Origin of the sequence: Nonomuraea jiangxiensis, from assembly GCF_900099965.1 — a bacterium.
GTDB classification, from domain to species: Bacteria; Actinomycetota; Actinomycetes; order Streptosporangiales; family Streptosporangiaceae; genus Nonomuraea; species Nonomuraea jiangxiensis.
Genome location: NZ_FNDJ01000041.1, coordinates 42,732 through 64,061, shown reverse-complemented (window position 1 = coordinate 64,061; position 21,330 = coordinate 42,732). Strand labels below are relative to the sequence as shown.

At 70.8% G+C, this 21,330-nt stretch carries 19 protein-coding genes; 13 read left to right on the top strand and 6 right to left on the bottom strand.

Features of this window, described 5'->3' with window-relative positions:
* Nucleotides 1-15: 15 nt before the first annotated feature.
* The 4 genes from iolD to iolC are packed head-to-tail and all read right to left on the bottom strand — an operon-like array spanning nucleotide 16 to nucleotide 4,527.
* Nucleotides 16-1,863, bottom strand: coding sequence for a 3D-(3,5/4)-trihydroxycyclohexane-1,2-dione acylhydrolase (decyclizing) (gene iolD, locus BLS95_RS49490; protein ID WP_090946583.1), 1,848 nt, complete (start codon nucleotides 1,861-1,863; stop codon nucleotides 16-18).
* A complete protein-coding gene (iolB, locus tag BLS95_RS49485) occupies nucleotides 1,860-2,699 on the bottom strand; it encodes a 5-deoxy-glucuronate isomerase (protein WP_090946582.1) in 840 nt (279 codons plus the stop codon). The genes iolD and iolB overlap by 4 nt, the downstream gene beginning before the upstream one ends.
* Nucleotides 2,696-3,601, bottom strand: coding sequence for a Cgl0159 family (beta/alpha)8-fold protein (locus BLS95_RS49480; protein WP_425434802.1), 906 nt, complete (start codon nucleotides 3,599-3,601; stop codon nucleotides 2,696-2,698). The genes iolB and BLS95_RS49480 overlap by 4 nt, the downstream gene beginning before the upstream one ends.
* Nucleotides 3,598-4,527, bottom strand: coding sequence for a 5-dehydro-2-deoxygluconokinase (iolC, locus tag BLS95_RS49475; protein WP_425434801.1), 930 nt, complete (start codon nucleotides 4,525-4,527; stop codon nucleotides 3,598-3,600). Before iolC ends, BLS95_RS49480 begins: the two co-directional genes overlap by 4 nt.
* 342 nt (nucleotides 4,528-4,869) lie before the next feature.
* Here iolC and BLS95_RS49470 point away from each other — a divergent pair, with 342 nt between their 5' ends.
* The 10 genes from BLS95_RS49470 to BLS95_RS55110 are packed head-to-tail and all read left to right on the top strand — an operon-like array spanning nucleotide 4,870 to nucleotide 16,141.
* Nucleotides 4,870-6,237 (top strand): extracellular solute-binding protein, encoded by a 1,368-nt coding sequence (locus BLS95_RS49470; protein WP_245765752.1) that lies wholly within the window; start codon nucleotides 4,870-4,872, stop codon nucleotides 6,235-6,237.
* Entirely contained in the window at nucleotides 6,212-7,141 is a 930-nt protein-coding gene (locus tag BLS95_RS49465) for a carbohydrate ABC transporter permease (protein ID WP_090946580.1), read from the top strand. The genes BLS95_RS49470 and BLS95_RS49465 overlap by 26 nt, the downstream gene beginning before the upstream one ends.
* Nucleotides 7,138-7,956: a carbohydrate ABC transporter permease gene (locus BLS95_RS49460; protein WP_090946579.1), complete on the top strand. Its 819-nt coding sequence runs from the start codon at nucleotides 7,138-7,140 to the stop codon at nucleotides 7,954-7,956. The genes BLS95_RS49465 and BLS95_RS49460 overlap by 4 nt, the downstream gene beginning before the upstream one ends.
* Nucleotides 7,957-9,021: an ABC transporter ATP-binding protein gene (locus BLS95_RS49455; protein ID WP_090946578.1), complete on the top strand. Its 1,065-nt coding sequence runs from the start codon at nucleotides 7,957-7,959 to the stop codon at nucleotides 9,019-9,021.
* The gene (locus BLS95_RS49450; RefSeq protein ID WP_090946577.1) at nucleotides 9,018-10,220 is read left to right on the top strand and encodes a CehA/McbA family metallohydrolase; all 1,203 of its coding nucleotides are present in this window, start codon (nucleotides 9,018-9,020) and stop codon (nucleotides 10,218-10,220) included. Before BLS95_RS49455 ends, BLS95_RS49450 begins: the two co-directional genes overlap by 4 nt.
* The gene (locus BLS95_RS49445; protein ID WP_245765751.1) at nucleotides 10,217-11,098 is read left to right on the top strand and encodes a TIM barrel protein; all 882 of its coding nucleotides are present in this window, start codon (nucleotides 10,217-10,219) and stop codon (nucleotides 11,096-11,098) included. The genes BLS95_RS49450 and BLS95_RS49445 overlap by 4 nt, the downstream gene beginning before the upstream one ends.
* Nucleotides 11,095-12,174: a Gfo/Idh/MocA family protein gene (locus BLS95_RS49440; RefSeq protein WP_090946575.1), complete on the top strand. Its 1,080-nt coding sequence runs from the start codon at nucleotides 11,095-11,097 to the stop codon at nucleotides 12,172-12,174. Before BLS95_RS49445 ends, BLS95_RS49440 begins: the two co-directional genes overlap by 4 nt.
* Entirely contained in the window at nucleotides 12,171-14,906 is a 2,736-nt protein-coding gene (locus BLS95_RS49435; protein WP_090946574.1) for a glycoside hydrolase family 38 N-terminal domain-containing protein, read from the top strand. Before BLS95_RS49440 ends, BLS95_RS49435 begins: the two co-directional genes overlap by 4 nt.
* A gap of 31 nt (nucleotides 14,907-14,937) precedes the next feature.
* Nucleotides 14,938-15,780 (top strand): hypothetical protein, encoded by an 843-nt coding sequence (locus BLS95_RS49430; RefSeq protein WP_143044237.1) that lies wholly within the window; start codon nucleotides 14,938-14,940, stop codon nucleotides 15,778-15,780.
* A complete protein-coding gene (locus tag BLS95_RS55110; RefSeq protein ID WP_143044236.1) occupies nucleotides 15,773-16,141 on the top strand; it encodes a hypothetical protein in 369 nt (122 codons plus the stop codon). The genes BLS95_RS49430 and BLS95_RS55110 overlap by 8 nt, the downstream gene beginning before the upstream one ends.
* On the opposite strand, the gene BLS95_RS49425 is transcribed toward BLS95_RS55110, so the two are convergent.
* Nucleotides 16,070-17,530, bottom strand: coding sequence for a PucR family transcriptional regulator (locus BLS95_RS49425; RefSeq protein ID WP_090946572.1), 1,461 nt, complete (start codon nucleotides 17,528-17,530; stop codon nucleotides 16,070-16,072). The genes BLS95_RS55110 and BLS95_RS49425 overlap by 72 nt on opposite strands.
* 69 nt (nucleotides 17,531-17,599) lie before the next feature.
* On the opposite strand from BLS95_RS49425, the gene speB reads away from it, so the two are divergent.
* The 3 genes from speB to BLS95_RS49410 are packed head-to-tail and all read left to right on the top strand — an operon-like array spanning nucleotide 17,600 to nucleotide 20,699.
* Nucleotides 17,600-18,529, top strand: coding sequence for an agmatinase (gene speB / locus BLS95_RS49420; protein WP_090946571.1), 930 nt, complete (start codon nucleotides 17,600-17,602; stop codon nucleotides 18,527-18,529).
* 2 nt (nucleotides 18,530-18,531) lie between these two features.
* Nucleotides 18,532-20,058, top strand: coding sequence for a purine-cytosine permease family protein (locus BLS95_RS49415; protein WP_090946570.1), 1,527 nt, complete (start codon nucleotides 18,532-18,534; stop codon nucleotides 20,056-20,058).
* Nucleotides 20,055-20,699 carry a cyclase family protein gene (locus tag BLS95_RS49410; protein WP_090946569.1) on the top strand — a complete coding sequence of 215 codons (645 nt, stop codon included), beginning with the start codon at nucleotides 20,055-20,057 and terminating at the stop codon, nucleotides 20,697-20,699. Before BLS95_RS49415 ends, BLS95_RS49410 begins: the two co-directional genes overlap by 4 nt.
* Here the strand turns inward: BLS95_RS49410 and BLS95_RS49405 are convergent.
* Nucleotides 20,696-21,187, bottom strand: coding sequence for an Lrp/AsnC family transcriptional regulator (locus BLS95_RS49405; RefSeq protein ID WP_090946568.1), 492 nt, complete (start codon nucleotides 21,185-21,187; stop codon nucleotides 20,696-20,698). The genes BLS95_RS49410 and BLS95_RS49405 overlap by 4 nt on opposite strands.
* Nucleotides 21,188-21,330: the final 143 nt, after the last annotated feature.

Below are 21,330 nucleotides of genomic sequence, written 5' to 3'. Positions count from 1 at the left end.
CGGCGGCAATCCTGATCAGGCGGGCGGGGTGAGGTGCCGACGCTGGGAGCGCTTGTTCACCTCGTACGACTCCCGCGCCGCGTACGTGGCGCTCGTCGTGCCCACCTGTGCCACCGGCACGTCCCACCACGCCTCCGAGGAGGGCGCGTCGTCGGCCAGCCGATCGGTACGGACGTAGATCACCGTGGTCTCGGTGGCCGAGCGTGCCGCGTCGAGCGCCTTGCGCAGGTCGGACACCGACTCCGGACGCAGCACCGTCGCGCCCAGGCTGGCCGCGTTGGCGGCCAGGTCCACCGGGAGCGGGCCGCCCTCGGGGTAGGCGTAGGAGGTGCCGAGGCGCTCGGCGCCGACGCTCTCCGACAGCCGGCCGATGGAGGCGAAGCCGGAGTTGTCCACCAGGACCACGACCAGCTTGATCCGCTCGGAGACCGCGGTGACGAGCTCCTGCGCCATCATCAGGTACGAGCCATCGCCCACCAGGACGAACACCTCGCGCTGCGGGGCCGCCAGCTTGACCCCGAGACCGCCGGCGATCTCGTAGCCCATGCAGGAATAGCCGTATTCGACGTGGTAGCTGCCCGGACCGCTGGGCCGCCACAGCTTGTGCAGGTCGCCGGGCATCGACCCGGCCGCGCACACCACCGTGCCGTCCTCGCCCGCCGCCGCGTTGACCGCGCCGATCACCGCGGACTGCGGCAGCGGCGAGCCCTCCAGCGCGTAGGCAGCGTCGACCGCCGCGTCCCAGGCCCGCGTCAGCTCGGTGGCGCGCTCGCGGTAGGGGGCCGGGGCGCTCCAGCCCGCGCACGCCTCCGCCAGGTCGGCCAGGCCCGCGCGGGCGTCGGCGACCAGTTGCAGGCCGGACAGCTTGGCGGCGTCGAAGCCGGTGATGTTGAGGCCCACGAACCGGGCGTCCGGGGCGAAGATCGTCCGCGAGGCGGTGGTGAAGTCGCTGTAGCGGGTGCCGATGCCGATGACCACGTCGGCCTCGCGGGCCAGCGTGTTGGCGGCCGTGGTGCCGGTGGCGCCGATCGCGCCCAGCGCGAGCGGGTGCCCGTGCGGGAGGGCGCCCTTGCCGGCCTGCGTCTCGGCCACCGGGATGCCGAACTCCTCGGCGAACAGCCGCAGCTCCTCGGTGGCCTCGCTGTAGATCGTGCCGCCGCCCGCGACGATCAGCGGGCGGGCCGCCGACCTGATCAGCTCGGCGGCCCGGAGCAGGGCGGCCCGCTCGGGGCGCGGCCTGGCCACGTGCCAGACGCGGCGCGCGAACAGCTCGTCCGGCCAGTCGAACGCCTCCGCCTGCACGTCCTGCGGCAGGGCCAGCGTCACCGCGCCGGTCTCGGCCGGGTCGGTGAGCACCCGCATGGCGGCCAGCAGCGCGGACGGGAGCTGCTCTGGCCGGTTGATCCGGTCCCAGAAGCGGGAGACCGGCTTGAAGCAGTCGTTGACCGAGATGTCGTACGAGCGCTGGTCCTCCAGCTCCTGCAGCACCGGGCTCGCCACGCGGGTGGAGAAGATGTCGCCGGGCAGCAGCAGCACGGGCAGCCGGTTGATGGTGGCGCCGGCCGCGCCCGTGATCATGTTGGTGGCGCCAGGGCCGATCGAGGTGGTGCAGGCCAGGGTGGACAGCCGGTTGCTGGCCCGGGCGTACGCGGCAGCCGTGTGCACCATCGCCTGCTCGTTGCGGCTCAGGTGGTAGGGCAGGTCCTCGGTGGAGGTGGCCAGCGCCTGGCCGATGCCGGCGACGTTGCCGTGGCCGAAGATGCCGATGCAGCCGCCGAAGAGCCGGTGCTCCACGCCGTCGCGCTCGCTCCACTGGTTGGCCAGGAAGCGTACGACGGCCTGGGCGACGGTCAGCCGGATCATGAGGTCCTCCCGAACGGGACTCTGGGGTCTGTCGGTTGCGCGTCCCAGGAGGAGCGGATCCAGGCGTGGCGGGGGTCGTCGCAGAACGCCATCGAACGCTGCTCCGCGGGGCCTGCCAGGACGTTCAGGTAGTAGAGGTCATAGCCGGGGGCGGCCATGGAGGGGCCGTGGTAGCCGTAGGGGACCAGGACGACGTCGCCCGAGGACACCTCGGCCAGGGTGTCGATCCGGCCGCGTTCGGAGGAGTAGACGCGCTGGTAGCCGATGCCCTGGTCGGCCACCTCGAAGTAGTAGATCTCCTCCAGCACCGCCTCGCCGGGGTGCGCGGTGTCGTGCTTGTGCGGCGGGTACGACGACCAGTTGCCGTCGGGGGTGAGGACCTCCACGGCCACGAGCTTGTCGCACTCGAAGACGTCGGGAGCGCAGAAGTTGTTGACCTGGCGGGTGGCCTGGCCGGCACCCCTGATCTCGACGGGGACCTCGATGGCGGGCACGTAGCGGGGCCGCAGCGCCCGGGTGGCGCGAGCCGCGGGCAGCGCGATCCGCCCGGCGCCCTCCAGGGTCACCTGCGTAGAAATCGGGATATAGGCGAAATCCGAGGGGCCGTCGAACACCGAGGGACGGCCCGCCAGCACGAACTTGTCCGACGGGATGGTGACCGTGCACGAGCCGGAGATGGGCAGGACCAGCATCTCCTCCTCGCCGGTGTCGAAGGACACCGGGGCGTCCGTCAGGTCCACGATCCGCAGGCCGGAGTAGGTCCAGCCGGCCAGAGCAGGGGTGATCTCCACCGACCAGGGGGCGTTGGCGGCCTCGCCGTACGGAAGGTGGGTCATGCGCGGACCTCCCGAACCAGGGCGGCGGCGCCGTCCACCGCGCTCGCCACGTCGTCGTCCGGAGGATAGAGCAGGGCGCGGCCCACGACGAGGCCGCGTACGCCGGGCAGGCGCAGCGCGCGGTCCCAGTCGGCGAAGGCGGCGTCGATGTCCGGCGGGTCGCCCCCGAGCAGCAGGGCGGGCAGGGTGGTGGCGGCCATGACCCGCTCCATCTCGGCCACGGCGGGGATCTTCAGCCAGGTGTAGGCCGAGGTGACGCCGAGCGCCTGCGCGATGCTGATCGCGCGGATCACCGCGTCGGGGGAGAGGTCGTTGCGCACGGCCCCCGACTCCGAGCGCAGCGACCAGAACGGCTCCACCATCGCCACCAGGCGGCGGCGGGCCAGGTCGGTGACCGCGTGGGCGCACGACTCCAGCGTGGCCACGGTCGCGTGGTCGGCCGGGTCGATGCGGCACAGCATCTTGCCGCCGTCCAGGCGCATCGTGTCGATCGCGGCCGCGTCGAAGCCGGTGAAGCGGTCGTCCAGTTCGAACACCGAGCCGAGCAGGCCGCCCCGGTTCATGGAGCCGAAGGCCAGCTTGCCCTCCAGGGCGCCCAGCAGGAGCAGGTCCTCCAGCACGTCCGGGGAGGCCAGGATGCCGTCCACGCCGGGGCGGGAGAGCGCGACCTGGAGGCGGTGCAGCAGGTCGGTGCGGCTGGCCATGGCCAGCGGCCGGTCCCGCACGGCCAGGGAGCCGCGCGCCGGATGGTCCGCGGCGATGATCAGCAGCCGCTCGCCCTCCATCGGCAGCCCCCGCCGCTGCCGCCGGGCCGCGGCCTCGGCGATCTCCTCCGGCCGGGTGGCGCGGATGTGGGTGAGCCGCTCGTAACCGGCAGTCCTGGGCAGCGTGATGTCACTCACGAACGCTCTCCGTTCAACAGCTCCTCCACCTCGGCCGTGGACGGCATCGCGTCGGCGCAGGCCAGCCGGGCGGCCACGAACGCGCCCGCCGCGTTGGCGAAGCGGATCGTCCGCTCCAGCGGCCAGTCGTTCAGCAGTCCGTGGCAGATGCCGCCGCCGAACGCGTCGCCCGCGCCGATCCCGTTCACCACCTTCACCTCCACCGGTTCCACCAAGGCAGTCTCCGTAGAGGTACGCGCGAAAACCCCGTCGGGGCCCATTTTCACGATGGCCACCCGTACTCCGGCGTCCAGCAGCGCCTGCGCGGCGGCCTCCGGGTCGCGCACGCCGACCGCGGTCTCCACCTCGTCCAGGTTGCCCACGGCCACGTTCGCGTACGGCAGCGCGTGCCGGGCCGCCTCGCGGGCCGCCTCGCGCGACTGCCACAACGTGGGCCGGTAATCAAGGTCGAACACCGTCCAGCCCGTCTTGCGCGCCGACAGGGCGGCGGCGTGGGCCGAGGCGCTGGGCTCCTTGCTCAGGCCGGTCAGCGAGAACCAGAACAGGCGCGTGTCGGCGATCGCCTGGAGGTCCAGGTAGGAGGGGGAGATCCGCAGGTCAGGCGGGTGCTCGCCGCGATAGAAGTAGATCGGGAAGTGGTCGGGCGGGAAGATCTCGCAGAACGTGACCGGGGTCGGCACCCCCTCGAAGGTGCTCACGAAGGTGTCGTCCACGCCGAAATCACGGATCGCCCGGCGTACGAACTCGCCGAAGGGGTCGGCTCCCACGGCGGTGATCACGGCGGAGCGCAGCCCGTGCCGGGCCGCGGCGACGGCCACGTTGGTCGGGCTGCCACCGAGGAACTTGCCGAAAGTCTCGACGTCGGCCAGCCCGACGCCGGTCTGCAGCGGATAGACGTCGACGCCGCAGCGGCCGATCGTGATCAAATCGTATCCATCGGACCGCATCGGGCGGCCTTCCGCAGGTGGCGGACTCTGCACCTAAAGCACCTCCAGGACGGAGCGTTCCTTCGACACTATGGCATATTGTCATGACATTCGGATGTCCGCTATGTTTCGGTTGTGCCCCCTTCTGGAGCTTCGGTGACGCACACCGCATAGTCTCGGGCAGTTAGTCGGCTCCTGTCCGAGCAAAGACGCAGCATGCGGGCACATCCTCGAATTATGGCCAGGCCTTTACGTCATATGCATGTCATGACATATTGGCCCATGGCTTCCTCCCCTTTACGGACATGTCGGAGGGTTTGCATGGCATTGCGGAAACGGTCAATGGGTGTGGTCGCGGTCCTCGCGGCGTCCGTAGTGGGGCTAGCCGCCTGCGGCCAGTCGTCCGGCGGGAGCGGTGACGCCATCGAGTTGACGATCACCCAGAACGCCATCGCGGGCGGGAAGAACGCGGCGGGCGCGGACTTCATCGCCAACTGGGTGATCCCCAAGTTCGAGGCGGCCCAGAAGGCGAAGGGGAAGGACGTCAAGGTCAAGTTCGTCCCCAGCGGCGTCGACGACGAGCAGTACAAGACCAAGCTCTCCCTCGACCTCAAGTCAGGCAAGGGCGCGGACGTGATGGACATCGACTCGATCTGGGCCGGTGAGTTCGCCGAGGCGGGCTACCTCAAGCCGCTGCCGGACCTGGTCGGGGCCGAGGCCGACAGCTGGGACGGCTGGGCGCAGATCCCCGAGGCCGTCCAGGGCATGGCCATGTACAACGGCAAGAAGTACGCGCTGCCGGTCGGCACGGACGGCCGGGTGCTCTACTTCAACAAGACGCTCTTCCAGAAGGCCGGGCTGCCGGCCGACTGGCAGCCGACGAGCTGGCAGGAGATCCTGGACGCCGGGACCAAGCTGAAGTCCTCGGGCGTGCCCGTGCCGATCCAGATCAACGCCGGCACCGCGATGGGCGAGGCCACCTCGATGCAGGGCGTGCTGCCGCTGCTCGTGGGCGCGGGCGGCGAGGTGCAGCAGAACGGCAAGTGGACCGGCGCCTCCCAGCCGCTGAAGGACGCGCTCGGCCTCTACCAGAAGATCTACGGTGGCGGGCTCGGCGACCCCAAGCTCCAGCAGGAGGCCAAGGGCCGCGACAAGTCGTTCCAGCAGTTCGCCGAGGGCAAGATCGGCATCCTGCTGGAGGGCGACTACTTCTGGCGCAGCGTGATCAACCCCGCCGAGGGCGTGGCCAAGATGGCCGACCGCGACCAGAGCGTCGGCTACGCCATGATCCCGGCGATGGAGCCGGGCAAGGGCATCAAGGGCCAGGACTTCGTCAGCATGTCCGGCGGCTCCCTGCGCGCGGTGAACCCCAACAGCGAGCACCCCAAGGAGGCCTTCGAACTGGCCACCTTCACCCTCTCGCCGGAGGCGCTCAAGGAGGAGACCAAGGACGGCAACGTCCGCATCACGCCGCGTACCGACGTCAACAAGGACATCCTCGCGGGTGAGCCGCTGATGACCTTCATCTCCGAGAAGGTGCTGCCGGTGACGGCCTTCCGGCCGCCGGTCGCCGTCTACCCGCAGGTGTCGGTGGCGTTGCAGGAGGCCACCGCGGCGGTGGTCAGCGGCACGGCTCCCGACCAGGCGGCCGCCGACTACCAGAAGAAGCTTGAGGGAATCGTCGGTGGCGCAGGCAACATCGCCTCCTGAGGTCGTCAGGGAATCCGGCCAGGCCCGCCGTTACAACTCGGACGCGGCGGGCCTGGGCAGGCTGCGGGCCGGGGCCTTCGCGGCCCCCGCCCTGCTGCTCATCGCGGTCTTCCTGGTCTTCCCGGCGCTCTGGGTGCTCTATCTCGGGCTCACCAACTACCGCCTGACCGGGATCGCCGCCGCGGAGCCGCAGTTCGTCGGGCTGGACAACCTCATCAGCGCGGTGTCCGACCCCACGTTCTGGAGCTCGACCTGGCTGACCGTGCAGTTCGTGCTCGGCTCGGCCGTGATCGGCCAGGTCGGGCTCGGCTTCGCCATCGCCTGGCTGCTGCGCGACCGGCAGGGGCCGCTGAAGAGGCTGGTGGAGGGCCTGGTCATCCTGGCCTGGATCCTGCCGAGCGCCATCGTGTCGTTCCTGTGGGTGGCGCTGCTGGACCGCGACGGCGGCACGCTGAACGCGCTGCTCTCGACGCCCCAGTTCGCGCCGCTGCTCGACCATCCGATGTTGTCGATCATCGTGTTCAACACCTGGCGCGGCACGGCCTTTTCGATGATGCTGTACGGCGCCGCGCTCGGAAACGTGCCCCCCTCGCACCTGGAGAGCGCCCGGCTGGCCGGGGCCTCCGGCTGGCAGCAGCTCAGGGACGTCGTGTTCCCGCACATCAGGGGCCACATCCTGACGAACCTGCTGCTGATCAGCCTGTGGACGTTCAACGACTTCACGCCCTTCCTGCTCACGGCCGGCGGCCCCGACGGCCAGTCCGAGGTGCTGGCGGTGCACGTGTACAAGGTCGCGCTGCAGGGCGGCGAGCTCGGCTACGGCGCCGCCGTCTCCACGATCATCCTGCTGATCAACCTGGTCGTGGCGGTGTTCTACCTGCGGCTGCTGCGGAGCAAGAAATGACGCGTTTCGTCCTGGGCCGGATCGGGTTCTACACGCTGATCGCGGTGCTGCTGGCGTTCTTCACCATCCCGCTGCTGTGGCTGGTGACCGCCCCGTTCACCTCCGACCCCACCTACAAGGTGTCGGTGCCGGACTTCACCCTGGACAACTTCCGGGCGATCGCGGAGCACCCGTACGCGCTGCCGTCGTTGTGGAACTCCGTACTGCTCTCGGCGGGCACCGCCCTGCTGGTCGTGATCCTGGCCGCGCTGGCGGCGTACGCGCTCAGCCGGGTGCGGCTGCCGGGGCGCGACGCGCTGCTGTACACGCTCCTGCTGCTCTCGTCGATCATCACCGGGACGGCGGCCATGGTGCCGCTGTTCCAGCTCGCGGTCCAGCTCAATCTGATCGACTCCCAGCTCGGGCTGATCCTGATCCTGACCGGTGGGCTGCTGCCTGCGGCGATCTTCATGATGAAGGACTTCATGGACGCCACGCCGAAGTCCTACGAGGAGTCGGCGCGGGTGTTCGGGGCGACGCCGCTGCAGATCGTGCGGCACGTGGTGGTGCCCCTGGTACGGCCGGGGCTGGCGACCATCGGGGTCTGGGCCGTGGCCAACGTGTGGGGAAATTTCCTGATGCCGTACCTGTTGCTGAGCGACGTCGAGAAGCAGCCGGCGGCGGTGATCACGTACACGCTGTACACCGAGGGTGGCCAGGCGAACCTGAGCATGCTGTCCACGTTCGGTCTGCTGTACTCGATCCCCGTGGTGCTCATGTACCTGTTCGTCAGCAAAAAGTATGGCTTCCGCTTCCACGGAGGGATCAAGCGTTAAATGGCGGCAATCGAACTACGCGGGCTGAGCAAGGTCTATCCGGGCGGCGTCAAGGCGCTGGACTCGCTCGACCTGGCCATCCCCGACGGCGAGTTCTTCGCCCTGCTCGGCCCCTCCGGCTGCGGCAAGACCACGCTGCTGCGCACGATCGCCGGGCTGGAGACCGCCACCGGCGGCGCCGTGGTCATCGGCGAGCGCGACGTGACGGGGGTGCAGCCTGGAGCCCGGGACATCGCGATGGTCTTCCAGGACTACGCTCTCTTCCCGCACATGGACGTCACGGACAACATCTCCTACCCGCTGCGCATCAAGAAGGTCGGCAAGGGGCCGCGCCGCGAGAAGGCGGCCGAGGTGGGCGCCAGGCTCGGGCTCGAACACCTGATGGACCGGCGGCCGGGCCAGCTCTCCGGCGGGCAGCAGCAGCGGGTCGCGCTGGCCCGGGTGATGGCCACGCAGGCGCAGGCGTTCCTGTTCGACGAGCCGCTGTCCAACCTGGACGCCAGGTTGCGGCTGGAAGCGCGTACGTTCCTGAAGAAGCTCCAGCGCGAGCTGGGTGTCACCACCGTCTTCGTCACCCACGACCAGGCCGAGGCGCTGGCCATGGCCGACCGGATGGCCGTCATGGAGGCCGGGCACATCCGGCAGATCGGTACGCCGGCCGAGGTGTTCCAGCGGCCCGCCAACACGTTCGTGGCCGGTTTCATCGGATCCACCCCCATGAACCTGCTGGACGGCACCGTACGAGGTGACACGCTGGAAGTGGCAGGGTGCAAGGTGGCGGTCCCGGTCACGGCCGAGGGACGGCTGTCCGACGGAGAGAAGATCGTGTACGGCGTGCGACCCGAATACATGGCCTACTCGGCCGCGCCCGCGGAGGGCGCGTTCGGCGGGCGGGTGGTCATCGTGGAGAACCTGGGCGCCTCCCACCTGGTGACCTTGGAGGCCGGCGACGTGAGCGTGCAGGCCGTCGTGCCCGAGGGCAACGAGCCCGCGGTCGGCGACGACGGTTACGCGGTGCCCCGGCGCGACCGCGCCCTGATCTACCGGGACGGAGATCTCGTATGACCACGAGAAGCGGTCACTGGAGCCTGGACGACCGGCTGGAGCAGATCCTGCGCGAGGTGCCGTTCGAGGTGCCGGCCGGCGCCGCCGCCGTGACCGTGCGGCTCGGCTACGACAGGTCGCAGGGGGTGATCGACCTCGGGTGCGGTGCGCCGGGCGGCTTCCGCGGCTGGTCGGGCGGCGCGCGGGACGAGTACACGATCACCGCGGACTGGGCGACCCCGGGCTACCTGCCGGGCGCGCCGGAGGCCGGGACCTGGCACGTGTGGCTGCGCCTGCACCGGATCCCGCCGCAGGGGCTCGACTTCACGCTGGACATCACCACCGAAGCTGTCGCCCCGCCGCGGCCGGACGTCGCCGAGCCGCGGCACGGCGAACGCCCGCCACGCCGCGACATCCCGGACGTCGACGGACTGCGCTGGTACGCCGGGGACTTCCACGCCCACACCCTGCACAGCGACGGCGGCCTGACCATCGCCGAGCTGGCCGAGCTGGCCCACGGTCGCGGGCTCGACTTCCTGGCCGTCACCGACCACAACACCGTCAGCCACCACCCCTGGCTGGACAAGATCGACCGCGAGATCACGCTCCTGCCCGGCCAGGAGGTCACCACCGACCGCGGCCACGCGAACGTGTTCGGCGACGTCGGCTGGGTGGACTTCCGGCAGCCGGTCGACACCTGGGTCGAGCACGCCGAGCGCGCGGGCGGCCTGATCTCGATCAACCACCCGCTCGGCGGCGACTGCGCCTGGCTGCAGCCGGTGAGCCGTCGCCCCCGCATCGCCGAGGTCTGGCACTCCGGCTGGTGGGACCGCCGCTGGGGCGCGCCGCTGGCCTGGGCCGACGCCTGGCGCGAGGACGTGGTCGCGATCGGCGGCAGCGACTTCCACCGCCACGGCTCCGACGGCCTGCCCGGCGCGCCCACGACCTGGGTGCTGGCCGAGGACACCAGTACGGTGCTGGAGGGCGTACGCGCGGGCCGCACGGCCGTCTCCGCGGGCCCCGACGCGCCGCTGCTGCTCAGGCTGGGCGACGAACTCCTGGCGCTGGACGCCGACGGGCTGGTCCTGGTGCGCCCCGACGGCACCCGGCAGGTCGTGCGCGGCGAGCGGGTGCTGCTGCCCGCCGCCGACGGACGGCACCGCCTGGAAACCCACGAGAACGAAGTGATCGCGCTATGCGAGGGAGGGACACGCGCGTGAGAAAGATCGCCAACGCGCCCGTGAGCTTCGGCGTGTTCGAGCTGAGCGACGGGCCGGCCCCGCTGGGCGCCGACGAGATGGTACGCGCGCTGACGGACGCCGGATACGACGGCATTGACCTGGGCCCGGTCGGTTACCTGGGCACCCCGGCGACCCTCGGCGAACACCTGGGGGAGCTGCGACTGGCCGGCGGCTGGGCCGACCTGCGCTACAGCGACGCCGAGCAGTTCAAGAAGGGCCTGCCCCTGCTGAACGCCACGCTGGACGTCTTCGCCGCCGCACCGGAAGGACCGTTCGCGCCCCGGCCCACGCTGGGCTGCTCGGGCTCGCCCGAGCGGTTCGCCCGCCCGGGCGGGAACGCTCCTGGGCTGGCGGCCTCCGACTGGGCCGCCTACGCCGCCCGCGTGCAGGAGGCGGCCGACCGCTGCCGGGCGCGGGGGCTGGAGCCCGCCTTCCACCACCACCTGGGCACCTACGTCGAGACCACCGAGGACGTGGAGCGGCTGCTGGAGCTGACCGACGTGCCGCTCTGCCTCGACACCGGGCACCTGCTGCTGGCCGGGGGAGACCCGGTGACCGCGCTGCGCGAGTGGGCCGGCCGGGTCGGGCACGTGCACATCAAGGACGGCGACCCCAAGATCCTCGCCCAGGCCCTGGCCGACGGCGTCGACCTGCGCGAGCTGATGGGCCGCGGCGGGTTCACCCCGCTCGGCGAGGGCGAGCTTGACCTGCCCGGCGTGGTGCGCGTGCTCGACGAGATCGGCTACGAGGGCTGGATCGTCGTCGAGCAGGACACGCTGCCGGGCCGCCGAGGCGTCCCCAGGAACATCGCCGACCAGGCCGCCAACCTCCAGAAGCTGAAGGAACTGGGACTGTGAAGATCGCTCTTGTCGGCTGTGGCGCCGTCACCCAGGCGGTCTACGTGCCGCTGCTGTCCAGGCGCCGCGACCTGTTCGAGGTGACCGCTGTCTGCGACCTGTCGCCCACGCTCACCGACGCGGTGGGCGACCGGCTGGGCGCGGCCGGGCGTTACAGCTCGGTGGCGGAGATGATCTCCGCCGGCGGGTTCGAGGCCCTGCTGGTGCTGGCCTCCGGCTCCCACGGCGAGACCGTGCGCCGGGCGCTCGCGGCGGGCTACGCCGTGCTCTGCGAGAAGCCGCTGGCGCTGACCAGGGCCGAGGTCGCCGCGCTGCCCGAGGGGCGGCTGATGGTGGGCTACATGAAGCAGTACGACCCGGCCGTGCGCCGGGCCGAGGAGGTGCTGGCCGCGCTGGGCGGGCCCGAGGTGATCAGGGCGGTCGAGGTGACCGTGCTGCATCCGAGCGGGGAGTCGCAGCTGGCCTTCGCGAACCTGGAGCAGGCGCGGGACGTGGACGCGGGGCTGCTCGGGTCGTTGCGGGACGCGGAGAGCGCGCTGGTGTCGCGGGCGCTGGGGGAATCGGCGCCGGAGGCGGTGCGGAATCTGTACGGGGTGTCGCTGGGATCCATATGCCACGATTTGTCGCTCTTGAGGCGCTTTACTGGGGCTCCTGCGGACATTTCGTACGTTGAGACCTGGGGGGACGCGCCCGGGTCCATCGAGATCTCCGGGGCGCTGCCGGTCCGGGGCCGGTTCTCGATCCGCTGGCACTACCTGGAGGACTATCCGGCCTACCGCGAGACCGTGGCCATCCACCACGACCGGGGCTCGCTGGAGCTGGTCTTCCCCTCGCCCTACCTGATGAACGCGCCCACCACCCTCACCGTCGTGTCCGGCGCCGAGAGCCGGACCGAATGGCGTGAGGTGACCGAGGCGTTCGAGGTGCAACTGGCCGCCTTCCATGCTTTCGTGAACGAGGGCAAGCCGCCGCTCACCGATGTCGGCGGCGGGCTTGAGGACATCGTGACGGCTCAGCGGATCGCGGCCCGCTATGCCGTACAGCATGGGCTGCCTATCGGAGGGGAAGCAGCGTGAGCACGGAGATCGTCGTAGTCCCGCACACGCACTGGGACCGGGAGTGGTACGAACCGTTCCAGCGTTTCCGGCTGCGCCTGGTGGCGCTGCTGGACGAGGTGCTCGACACCATGGAGCGCGAGCCTGGCTACCACTTCACCCTGGACGGGCAGCTCGCCTGCGTGGACGACTATCTGGAGGTGCGGCCGGACAACCGCGACCGCATCACCGCGCTGGTCGAGTCGGGGCGGCTCGCGGTCGGGCCGTGGCAGATCCTGCTCGACGAGTTCCTGTGCTCGGGCGAGAACATCATCCGCAACCTTGAGCTCGGCCTGGACCGGGCGGACAAGCTCGGCGGGGCGATGCCGGTGGGCTACCTGCCGGACATGTTCGGTCATACGGCGCAGATGCCGCAGATCCTGAGCAAGGCCGGGCTGCTGCACGCCTGCGTCTATCGCGGGGTGCCGTCGTCGGTGACCACCGACGCGTTCGCCTGGGTCGCGCCCGACGGTACGGCGCTGCGCACTCAATACCTGCCCGCCGGCGGTTACGGCAACGGCGCCTACCTGTTCTACGACGCCAAGGGGCTGGCGGGGCGGGCGGAGTCGTTCGTGGCGACCATGCGGGAGTGGCACGGGGCGGACGGGCCGCTGCTGGCCATGTACGGCACCGACCACTCCGCGCCGGTGAGCGGGCTGCCGGAGATGGTGGCGGAGCTCGGCGCCCGCATGGACACTTTGTCCGGTTATATCGGTATGTATTCGGGTGACGTGGACGGCCTGCCACGGATCTCCGGCGAGCTGCGCTCCCACGCCAGGGCCAACATCCTGCCCGGCGTGATCTCGGTCCGGGCCCACGTCAAGCAGGCCATGGGCCGCGCCGAACGGATGGTCGAGCGTTACGCCGAACCGCTGGCCACCCTCTGGGGCGGCGAGTGGCCGGGGCGCTTCCTGGACATGGCGTGGTGGCGGCTGGTGGACGCCAGCGGCCACGACTCGGTGACCGGCTGCGGCGTGGACGACACCGCCCAGCAGGTGGCCGCCCGCATCGCCGAGGCCGAGCACCTCGGCCAGGCCGTACGCGACATGGTGACCGCGCGGCTGGCCGCGTCCGTACCGTCCGACGCGGTGCTCGTGGTCAACCCGACCCCCGCCGCGCGCGGCGGCGTCGTGGTCGTGGACGTGGCGGGCACCGACCCGCTGGCCGACGCCACCGGCGCGGCGGTGCCCACGCAGCCGCTGGAATACGCGCCCACGCTGCTGCTCGACGAGGAGATGGACCCCGCCACCGCGCTGACCTTCGTCCACGGGACCGAGCTGTACGGGCAGCACATCACCTCGTGGTCGGTCGAGGACGGGACGCTGACGTTCACGGTGGCGCACGAGACGTCGGTCGTCTTCGACGTGGCCGACCTGCGGGCGGCACTGGACGGGGTGACCCGGGTACGCATCCTGGCCGAGCCGAGGCGCACGGTCGCCGCCCTGGTCCAGGTCCCGCCGCTGGGCCACACCAGCGTCCGGCCGGTGCCCCGCGAGCGGCTCCACCCCTCCTCCTCCACCACCACTGCCGTCGCGGGGCACGACCCGGCCTGCTGGCTCAGCTCCGACTCGGGACCCCTGCCGGTGCGGGGGAACGAGGAGGTGCTGGACAACGGCCTGCTGCGGGTCACGATCGCGGACGACGGGACGCTGACGCTCATCGGCCCGGACGGCACGACGGTCACGGGCGCGGGCCGCATCGTGGACGGCGGCGACGTCGGTGACACCTACAACTACGCGCCGCCGTTCTCCGACCGGCTGGTGTCCGAGCCGGAGTACGTGGAGACCGAGCTGGTCTGCTCGGGGCCGCTGGTGGCGGCGGTGGACGTGCGACGCACGTACCGGTGGCCGGCCGGGGGCGACGGCATCGAGGGCTCACCCGAGCTCCCTGCCGCCGCGCGTACGCTCCGGACCGAGGAGGTCGTCGTCACCACCCGGGTGGAGCTGCGGGCGGGCGAGCCGTACGTACGGCTGGAGGTGTCGTTCGACAACCGCTGCGACGACCACCGCGTACGCCTGCACGTGCCGCTGCCGGTCGAGGCCACGCAGTCGCACGCGGAGGGCCAGTTCGCGGTTGTCACCCGCGGGCTGACCGCCGAGGGCGGTTGCGGTGAGACCCCGCTGCCCACCTTCCCCGCCTCCTCCTGGGTGGCGGCCGGGGGCGTGGCGGCACTGCTGGAGCACGTCACGGAATACGAGCTGGCGGACGGCGACCTGGCCCTCACCCTGCTCCGCTCGGTCGGCTACCTCTCCCGCAACCGCAACGCCCTGCGCCCCGAGCCCGCCGGACCACAGCTCCCGACTCCGGCCGCGCAGTCACGCGGGCTGCGCTCGGTACGGCTGGCGCTGATGCCGTACCAGGGGTCGTGGGAGGAGGTCGTCCCGCACGCCGAGACCTTCCGCCACGACCTGCTGGTGGTCCCCGGCCAGGGTGACTCCGCCGCCGCCCTGCCCGCGCCCGCCTCCGGGCTGTCGGTGACGGGTGACGGAGTGGTGATGAGCTCACTCCGGATGCGCGACAACTGGCAGGAACTGCGCGTGGTCGCCCTGACCCCGGCGAACACGGAGGCACTCATCGAGGGCACCTTCACCAGTGCCCGCCGAGCGGACCTACGCGGACGCCCAGGCGAGCCCCTGCCGGTCACGGACGGCGCCCTCCGCCTGCCCCTGAAAGCCTGGGAAATCGCCACGATCCAAATCGCAAACTCTGAGTAATCAATCGAACGCATGTAGTAATGTATGGGCCATGCCCACACAGCAACACGAGGGTGTGACCAAGCTCCCCACCCTCGATTTCGGACACGCCGCACAGATGTTGCGGACGCTGCTCGACCTGCGAATACCCGACTCGGGCGAGGCTCGACTGGCCTCGCCCGACATGTCGGACGCCATACCGGCGGTCTGCCGTGCGGACGCAGCCTTGCTCTATGGGAAGGACAAGGAGAAGTTCGGCGTCATCACGGAGACGCAGCGCGGCCGGGACGACGACAAGCTGTATTCGTGGCTGGAATACATCGCCAACTTCCGGGCTCGTGAGAAGTGCCCGGTCTGCCTGGTCGTCATCTGTCCCAATCTGGCAACCGCTCGCTGGGCCGAGAAGCCCATAACGACCGGCCACCCGGGACTGACCCTGACCCCCTTGGTCATCGGCCCCCACAACACTCCGTTCATCACCGATGTGAACGAGGCGTTGAGCAATATCGGGCTGGCCGTGGTCGCGGCCGTCACCAAGAACGATGACCCACGGGTCAAAGAGGTGCTCGGCACCTTGAGCGAGGCGCTGAACAAGCTCGAGAGCGGGCTTGGCGCTCGTTACGCTCGGTATGTCTACGTGTCACTGACAGGCGTCGCACAGAAGGAATGGGGGAGACTCATGGCCATGATGACCTATCCGTATCAGGGAGAGTTCGCCGAAAGCCTGCAGGCGAAAGGCGAGATCAAGCTTCTGATGATGCTGCTCGAATCGCGCGGTATCGGGCTGTCGGACGAAGTCCGTGAGCTGATCACGACATGTGAGGACACTGCCACGATCGAGGCTTGGTTCCAGCGGGCGCTGACCGCCACTTCGGAAGAGGACCTTTTTGACTGAGGGTTCAATCTCCGCTGAGGATGCCAGACGGGCTCTGGCCGCCAGCTATCCGGATTTCGCCTATTACGGAGACCATGGCCAAAGCCTGCTGATCAAGGGCTTCGAGCAGGGCTATCTGTGCGGCCTGGCGAAGGGCATGCTGAAGGTTTTCGCGCAGTGCGAGATCGCAGTTCCGGAGCAGGTTCGCGAGCAGATCATGGCTTGTGAGGACATCCCCACTCTTGAGGCGTGGTTCCATCGGGCGCTGGACGCTGGTTCCGTGGAGGAGTTGTTCTCGCCGTCGCACCCGCTACGGGCCGAGCAGGCCCAGTTGGCGGGCGGCGCGGATGGCGAGCCAGACCTCGGCGAACGCGGCGCTTGAGGTCAGGTCGCGGCCTGTGAGCGTTGCGAAGCGGCGCAGGCGGTAGGCCAGGGTGTTGGGGTGGATGTGGAGGGCCGCGGCGGCGTCGTCCGTGTGGCGGTTGCGTTCCATCCACACACGCACCGAGAAGAGCAGCCGCGAGTCGTGGGTCTCGTCGTAGGCCAGGGCCTTGCCGAGGACGTGGTCGACCAGGGCGGTCAGGGTCGCCGGGTCGTCGGGGAGCCAGCGGCCCGTGGTGTCCTCGCCATAGTGGGCCAGGGGTTTGCCGGACTCGGCGGCGTGGGTGGCGGCCCAGATCGCCTCGCGTTGGGACACCCGGAGGGACGCGCCGGGTGGGAAGGGGCGGCTGGCGCCGGCTATGACGGCCGGGACCGTGGCGACGGCGGGGGCCAGGGACGCGGGGCCGAGGACGTAGTGGTCGTCGGCGCGTCTCAGGATGAGGTGGGGGAGGTCGGTGAGGGCCCGGCGGAGGGCTTCGTCGTCCGTGCCGCGGATCACCAGCAGGATCGAGTCGGTGTCGAGGGGCAGGCCGAGGCGGGCCAGGCGGCGGCGCGCGGCCGGTGGGTCGAGGACGTCCTGCAGCAGCTCGGCCAGGGTTTCTGCGCCTTCCCGGCGTAGGGTCTCGCGTTCGTGGCGGGCCATGGCGACCTGGAGTGCGGCCACCGTGGCGATGTGCTGGACCACCGCGAGGCCCGCCGGGCGGGCGCCCTCGCGTTCGCGGGCCACCAGGAAACCGGCAGGCCCCCCGGGCGCCGGGACAGGCAGGGCGAAGCCGCCGGGGATGGTGGGGGGTGCCTCGGGGCCGGAGGGGAGGAGGTCGAAGGCGGGGGTCGGGACGCCGGGGAGTAGCGGGCGGCCCTGCGGGGTGCACAGGTAGACGTCATAGCCGGACAGGCTTTCCAGGCGGCTGAAGAGGGTCGCCGTGTCCAGGTCCTCCGAGGCCAGCCAGCGGAGCGCGCCGAACACCTGCAACTGCGCCCCGAGCCGGTGGGCGGAGTCCTCCTGCAGCGCCGCCGCCACCTCCTGCGCGATCGCGATGAACGGCACCGCCAGCGGCACCTCCAGCACCGGCATCCCGCGCTCCGCCGCGGCCTCGAAGAACGCCTGGTGCAGCGGCGGCACGTGGAGCTGGGCCGACAGCGCCAGGGCGGAGACACCCGCGTCGTCGAGGCGTTCGAGGTAGGCGCGCTGCCTGGCCGCCCCGCGCGGCACGCCGATCCCCGTCGTCATGATGACCTCGGCGCCGAGCAGCCACGGCGTCGGGTCGTCGAGCTCGCTCACATGCGCCCACGACACCGACCGCGACAACCCGGCCTCGCCGGCCAGCAGGCGGAGCTGGAGGGCCGGGGAGCGGAGGAGGTCTTCCACCGTGAGCTTGTGGTCGGGCACAACACACACCGTAATACTCCGTGAACCGGACAATTGTCCCTGGTCGGGTGGCTGGCGAACACTTGCCGCATGAATCTAGGTCCCGTCGACTCCTCTCAGGTCCCCCGGTTCGCCGGGCCTGCCACGTTCGCTCGGTTGCCGCGGCTCGACCAGGTCGAGCGGGCCGAGGTGGCGGTGGTGGGCGTGCCCTTCGACACCGGTGTCTCCTACCGGCCCGGCGCCCGGTTCGGGCCCGCGGCGGTCAGGGAGGCCTCCCGGCTGCTGCGGCCCTACCATCCGGGGCTGGACGTCTCCCCGTTCGAGCGGGCTCAGGTGGTGGACGCCGGGGACATCGTGGCCAATCCGTTCGACATCGGGGCCGCGATCGAGGCGATCGAGACCGCCGCCGGGGGGATGGACGCGCGGCTGGTCACCATCGGCGGGGACCACACGATCGCCCTGCCGCTGCTGCGGGCGGTCGCCAGGAGACACGGGCCGGTGGCTCTGGTGCACTTCGACGCGCACCTCGACACGTGGGACACCTACTTCGGCGCGGAGTACACGCACGGCACCCCGTTCCGGCGGGCCGTCGAGGAGGGGATCCTCGACACCGAGGCGCTCAGCCATGTCGGCATCCGGGGGCCGCTCTACGGCAAGCGGGACCTGGAGGACGACCGGCGGCTCGGGTTCGGCATCCTGACCGCGGCCGACGTGCTGCGGCGGGGCGTGGACGAGGTGGTCGACGTGCTGCGGCAGCGGGTCGGGGACCGGCCGGTGTACGTCTCCGTCGACATCGACGTGCTCGACCCCGCCCACGCCCCCGGCACGGGCACGCCGGAGGCGGGCGGGCTCACCAGCCGGGAACTGCTGGAGATCCTGCGCGGCCTGGCCGGCTGCGATCTGGTGGGTGCGGACGTGGTGGAGGTGGCCCCCGCCTACGACCACGCGGAGATCACCTCCGTCGCCGCCTCCCACGTGGCCTACGACCTCGTCAGCCTGCTGGCGTTGCGGGAGAAGTGATCATGAGCGGCAGCCTCACCGAGATCGAGACGTACGGTGTCGAGCGCATCCCCGACGCCGACCGCACCGCGCGCCCGCTGGACCTGTTCCGGGTCGCCTTCGGCGGCGCCAACACCTTCGCCACCTGCGTGCTCGGGGCCTTCCCCATCCTGTTCGGGTTGTCGTTCTGGCAGGGCCTGGCCGCCACCGTGCTCGGGCTGGTGGTCGGGGCGCTGATCCTGGCGCCGCTGGCGCTGTTCGGGCCGCTCAACGGCACCAACAACGCCGTCTCCTCCTCCGCCCACCTGGGCGTGCACGGTCGGATCGTCGGCTCGTTCCTGTCGCTGCTGACGGCCGTCGCGTTCTTCTCGATCTCGGTGTGGTCGTCGGGAGACGCGCTGGTGGGCGGCGCGCACCGGCTGGTGGGGCTGCCGGACACCGAGCTCTCCTACGGCGTCGCGTACGGGATCTTCGCCGTCCTGGTGCTCGTGGTCTGCGTGTACGGCTTCCGCTTCATGCTGTTCGTCAACAAGATCGCGGTGGCGGCGGCGTCGCTGCTGTTCGTGCTGGGTGTGTTCGCCTTCGCCGGCGACTTCGACCCGTCCTATCCGGGCACGCTCGCCCCGGGTGACCCGCTGTTCTGGCCGTCGTTCATCGGCGCGGCGCTGATCGTGTTGTCGAACCCGGTCTCCTTCGGCGCCTTCCTGGGCGACTGGTCCCGCTACATCCCGGCGAACACCCCGCGCTCCCGTGTGATGGCCGCCGCGTTCCTGTCGCAGATCGCGACCATCCTGCCGTTCTTCTTCGGCCTGGCGACGGCCTCGATCATCGCCGCCAAGGCCGCGGACTACGTGGACCCGGCCGCGCCCAACTATGTAGGCGGCCTGCTGGCGGTCTCGCCCGGCTGGTATTTCGTGCCCGTCTGCCTGATCGCGCTGATCGGCGGTATGTCCACCGGCACGACCTCCCTCTACGGCACGGGCCTCGACTTCTCCAGCGTCTTCCCCCGGTTCTCCAGGGTGCAGGCCACGGTGTTCATCGGCACGCTGTCGATCGTGTTCATCTTCGCCGGGCGTTTCGCGGCGAACCTCACGCAGAGCATCTCCACGTTCGCCACACTGATCATCACGTGCACCGCCCCATGGATGGTGATCATGATGATCGGCTACGTGACCCGCCGGGGCTGGTACGACCCCGAGGCGCTCCAGGTCTTCAACCGCCGCCAGCGCGGCGGCCGCTACTGGTTCACGCACGGCTGGAACTGGCGCGGGCTGAGCGCCTGGCTGCTGTCGGCCGGGCTGGCGCTGCTGTTCGTGAACCTGCCGGGCCAGTTCGTCGGGCCGCTCGGCGGGCTGGCCGGCGGGGTGGACGTCTCGCTGCCGCTCGGGCTGGCCGTGGCCGCGCTGCTGTATCTGGCGCTGCTGGCGGCCTTCCCTGAGCCGCGCGAGGTCTACGGCCCCGCCGGGCCGCGGCTGACCCGGGCGGCCGACACCCCGGTCCTGCCCATCATGGACCCGACCACGAGCGCTGCCACGGACGCCGTGACATGAGGGAACTGGTCGACCTGTCGGTGCCGATCGAGACCGGGATGCCCGTCTATCCGGGCGACCCGGAGGTCTCGGTCGGCCCGGCGCTCACCGTGGCCCGCGACGGCGTCAACGTGCTGGGCCTGCACCTCGGCTCCCAGTCGGGCACCCACGTGGACGCGCCCTTCCACATCGACGACTCGCTGCCGGCGCTCGACGACCTGCCGCTTGATCGTTTCTGCGGCCCGGCCGTCGTGGTGGACGCCCGGGGCCTGGCGCCTCGCTCCCCGATCGGGGCCGAGCGCTTCGCGGCCGTGGCGGCGCCCGCCATCGTGCTCGTCGCCACCGGGTGGTCGGCGCACTGGGGGAGCGAGACCTACCAGGGGCACCCCTTCCTGACGGAGGAGGCCGCCGAGCTGCTGGCCGGGCGCGGGATCCGTACGGTCGGCATCGACGCGCTCAGCGTGGACCCCACGCCCGCCGCGGACTTCCCGGCCCACCGGGTGCTGTGCGGCGCGCACGCCGTCATCGCGGAGAACCTGACCGGCCTCGACCGCCTCCTCGACGCGCAGGCGCGCGGCCGGCCGATCGAGGTGTTCCTGCTGCCGCTGCGGTTGCCCGGGGCCGACGGCGCGCCCGTGCGCGCGGTGGCCAGGGTCGGCTAGCGGGTGCCCCAGGAGTAGGTCTGCTTGCGCAGCTTCAGGTAAACGAACGATTCCGTGGCCCGGACGGCGGGAATCGCGCGGATTTTACTAAGAATTTCCAGGAGGTGCCCGTCGCCCTCACAGACCACCTCGACGATCACGTCGAAGGAGCCCGCGGTGAGCACCACGTAGTCGATTTCGTCGAGGGCCGCCAGTTCGTTGGCGACCGACTCCAGGTCGCCCTCGCAGTTGACGCCGATCATGGCCTGCCGGGGGAAACCGAGCGTGAGAGGATCAGTGACCGCGACGATCTGCATGACGCCCGCGTCCTGCAACCGCTGCACGCGCTGGCGTACGGCGGCCTCGGACAGCCCGACCGCCTTGCCGATCGCCGCGTACGGCATGCGCCCGTCGTTCTGGAGCTGCTCGATGATCTGCTTGGACAGGTCGTCGAGCACCACCGGCCCGGCATTGGAGTTGGTGCGGCGTACGCGCGGCGGCGTCGTCATCGAGGGGGATCCTCCTAGCGGTCAGGCAGCACGGGGGGCGTTCCCGCTGGGGTTGCCTTCCTGGTGCGACATGTTGTCAGTTCTCGCCCGTCTGTCAAGCGAATTCGTAGCAATTTGGTATCTTCGCCACGAAATCCCTTGTC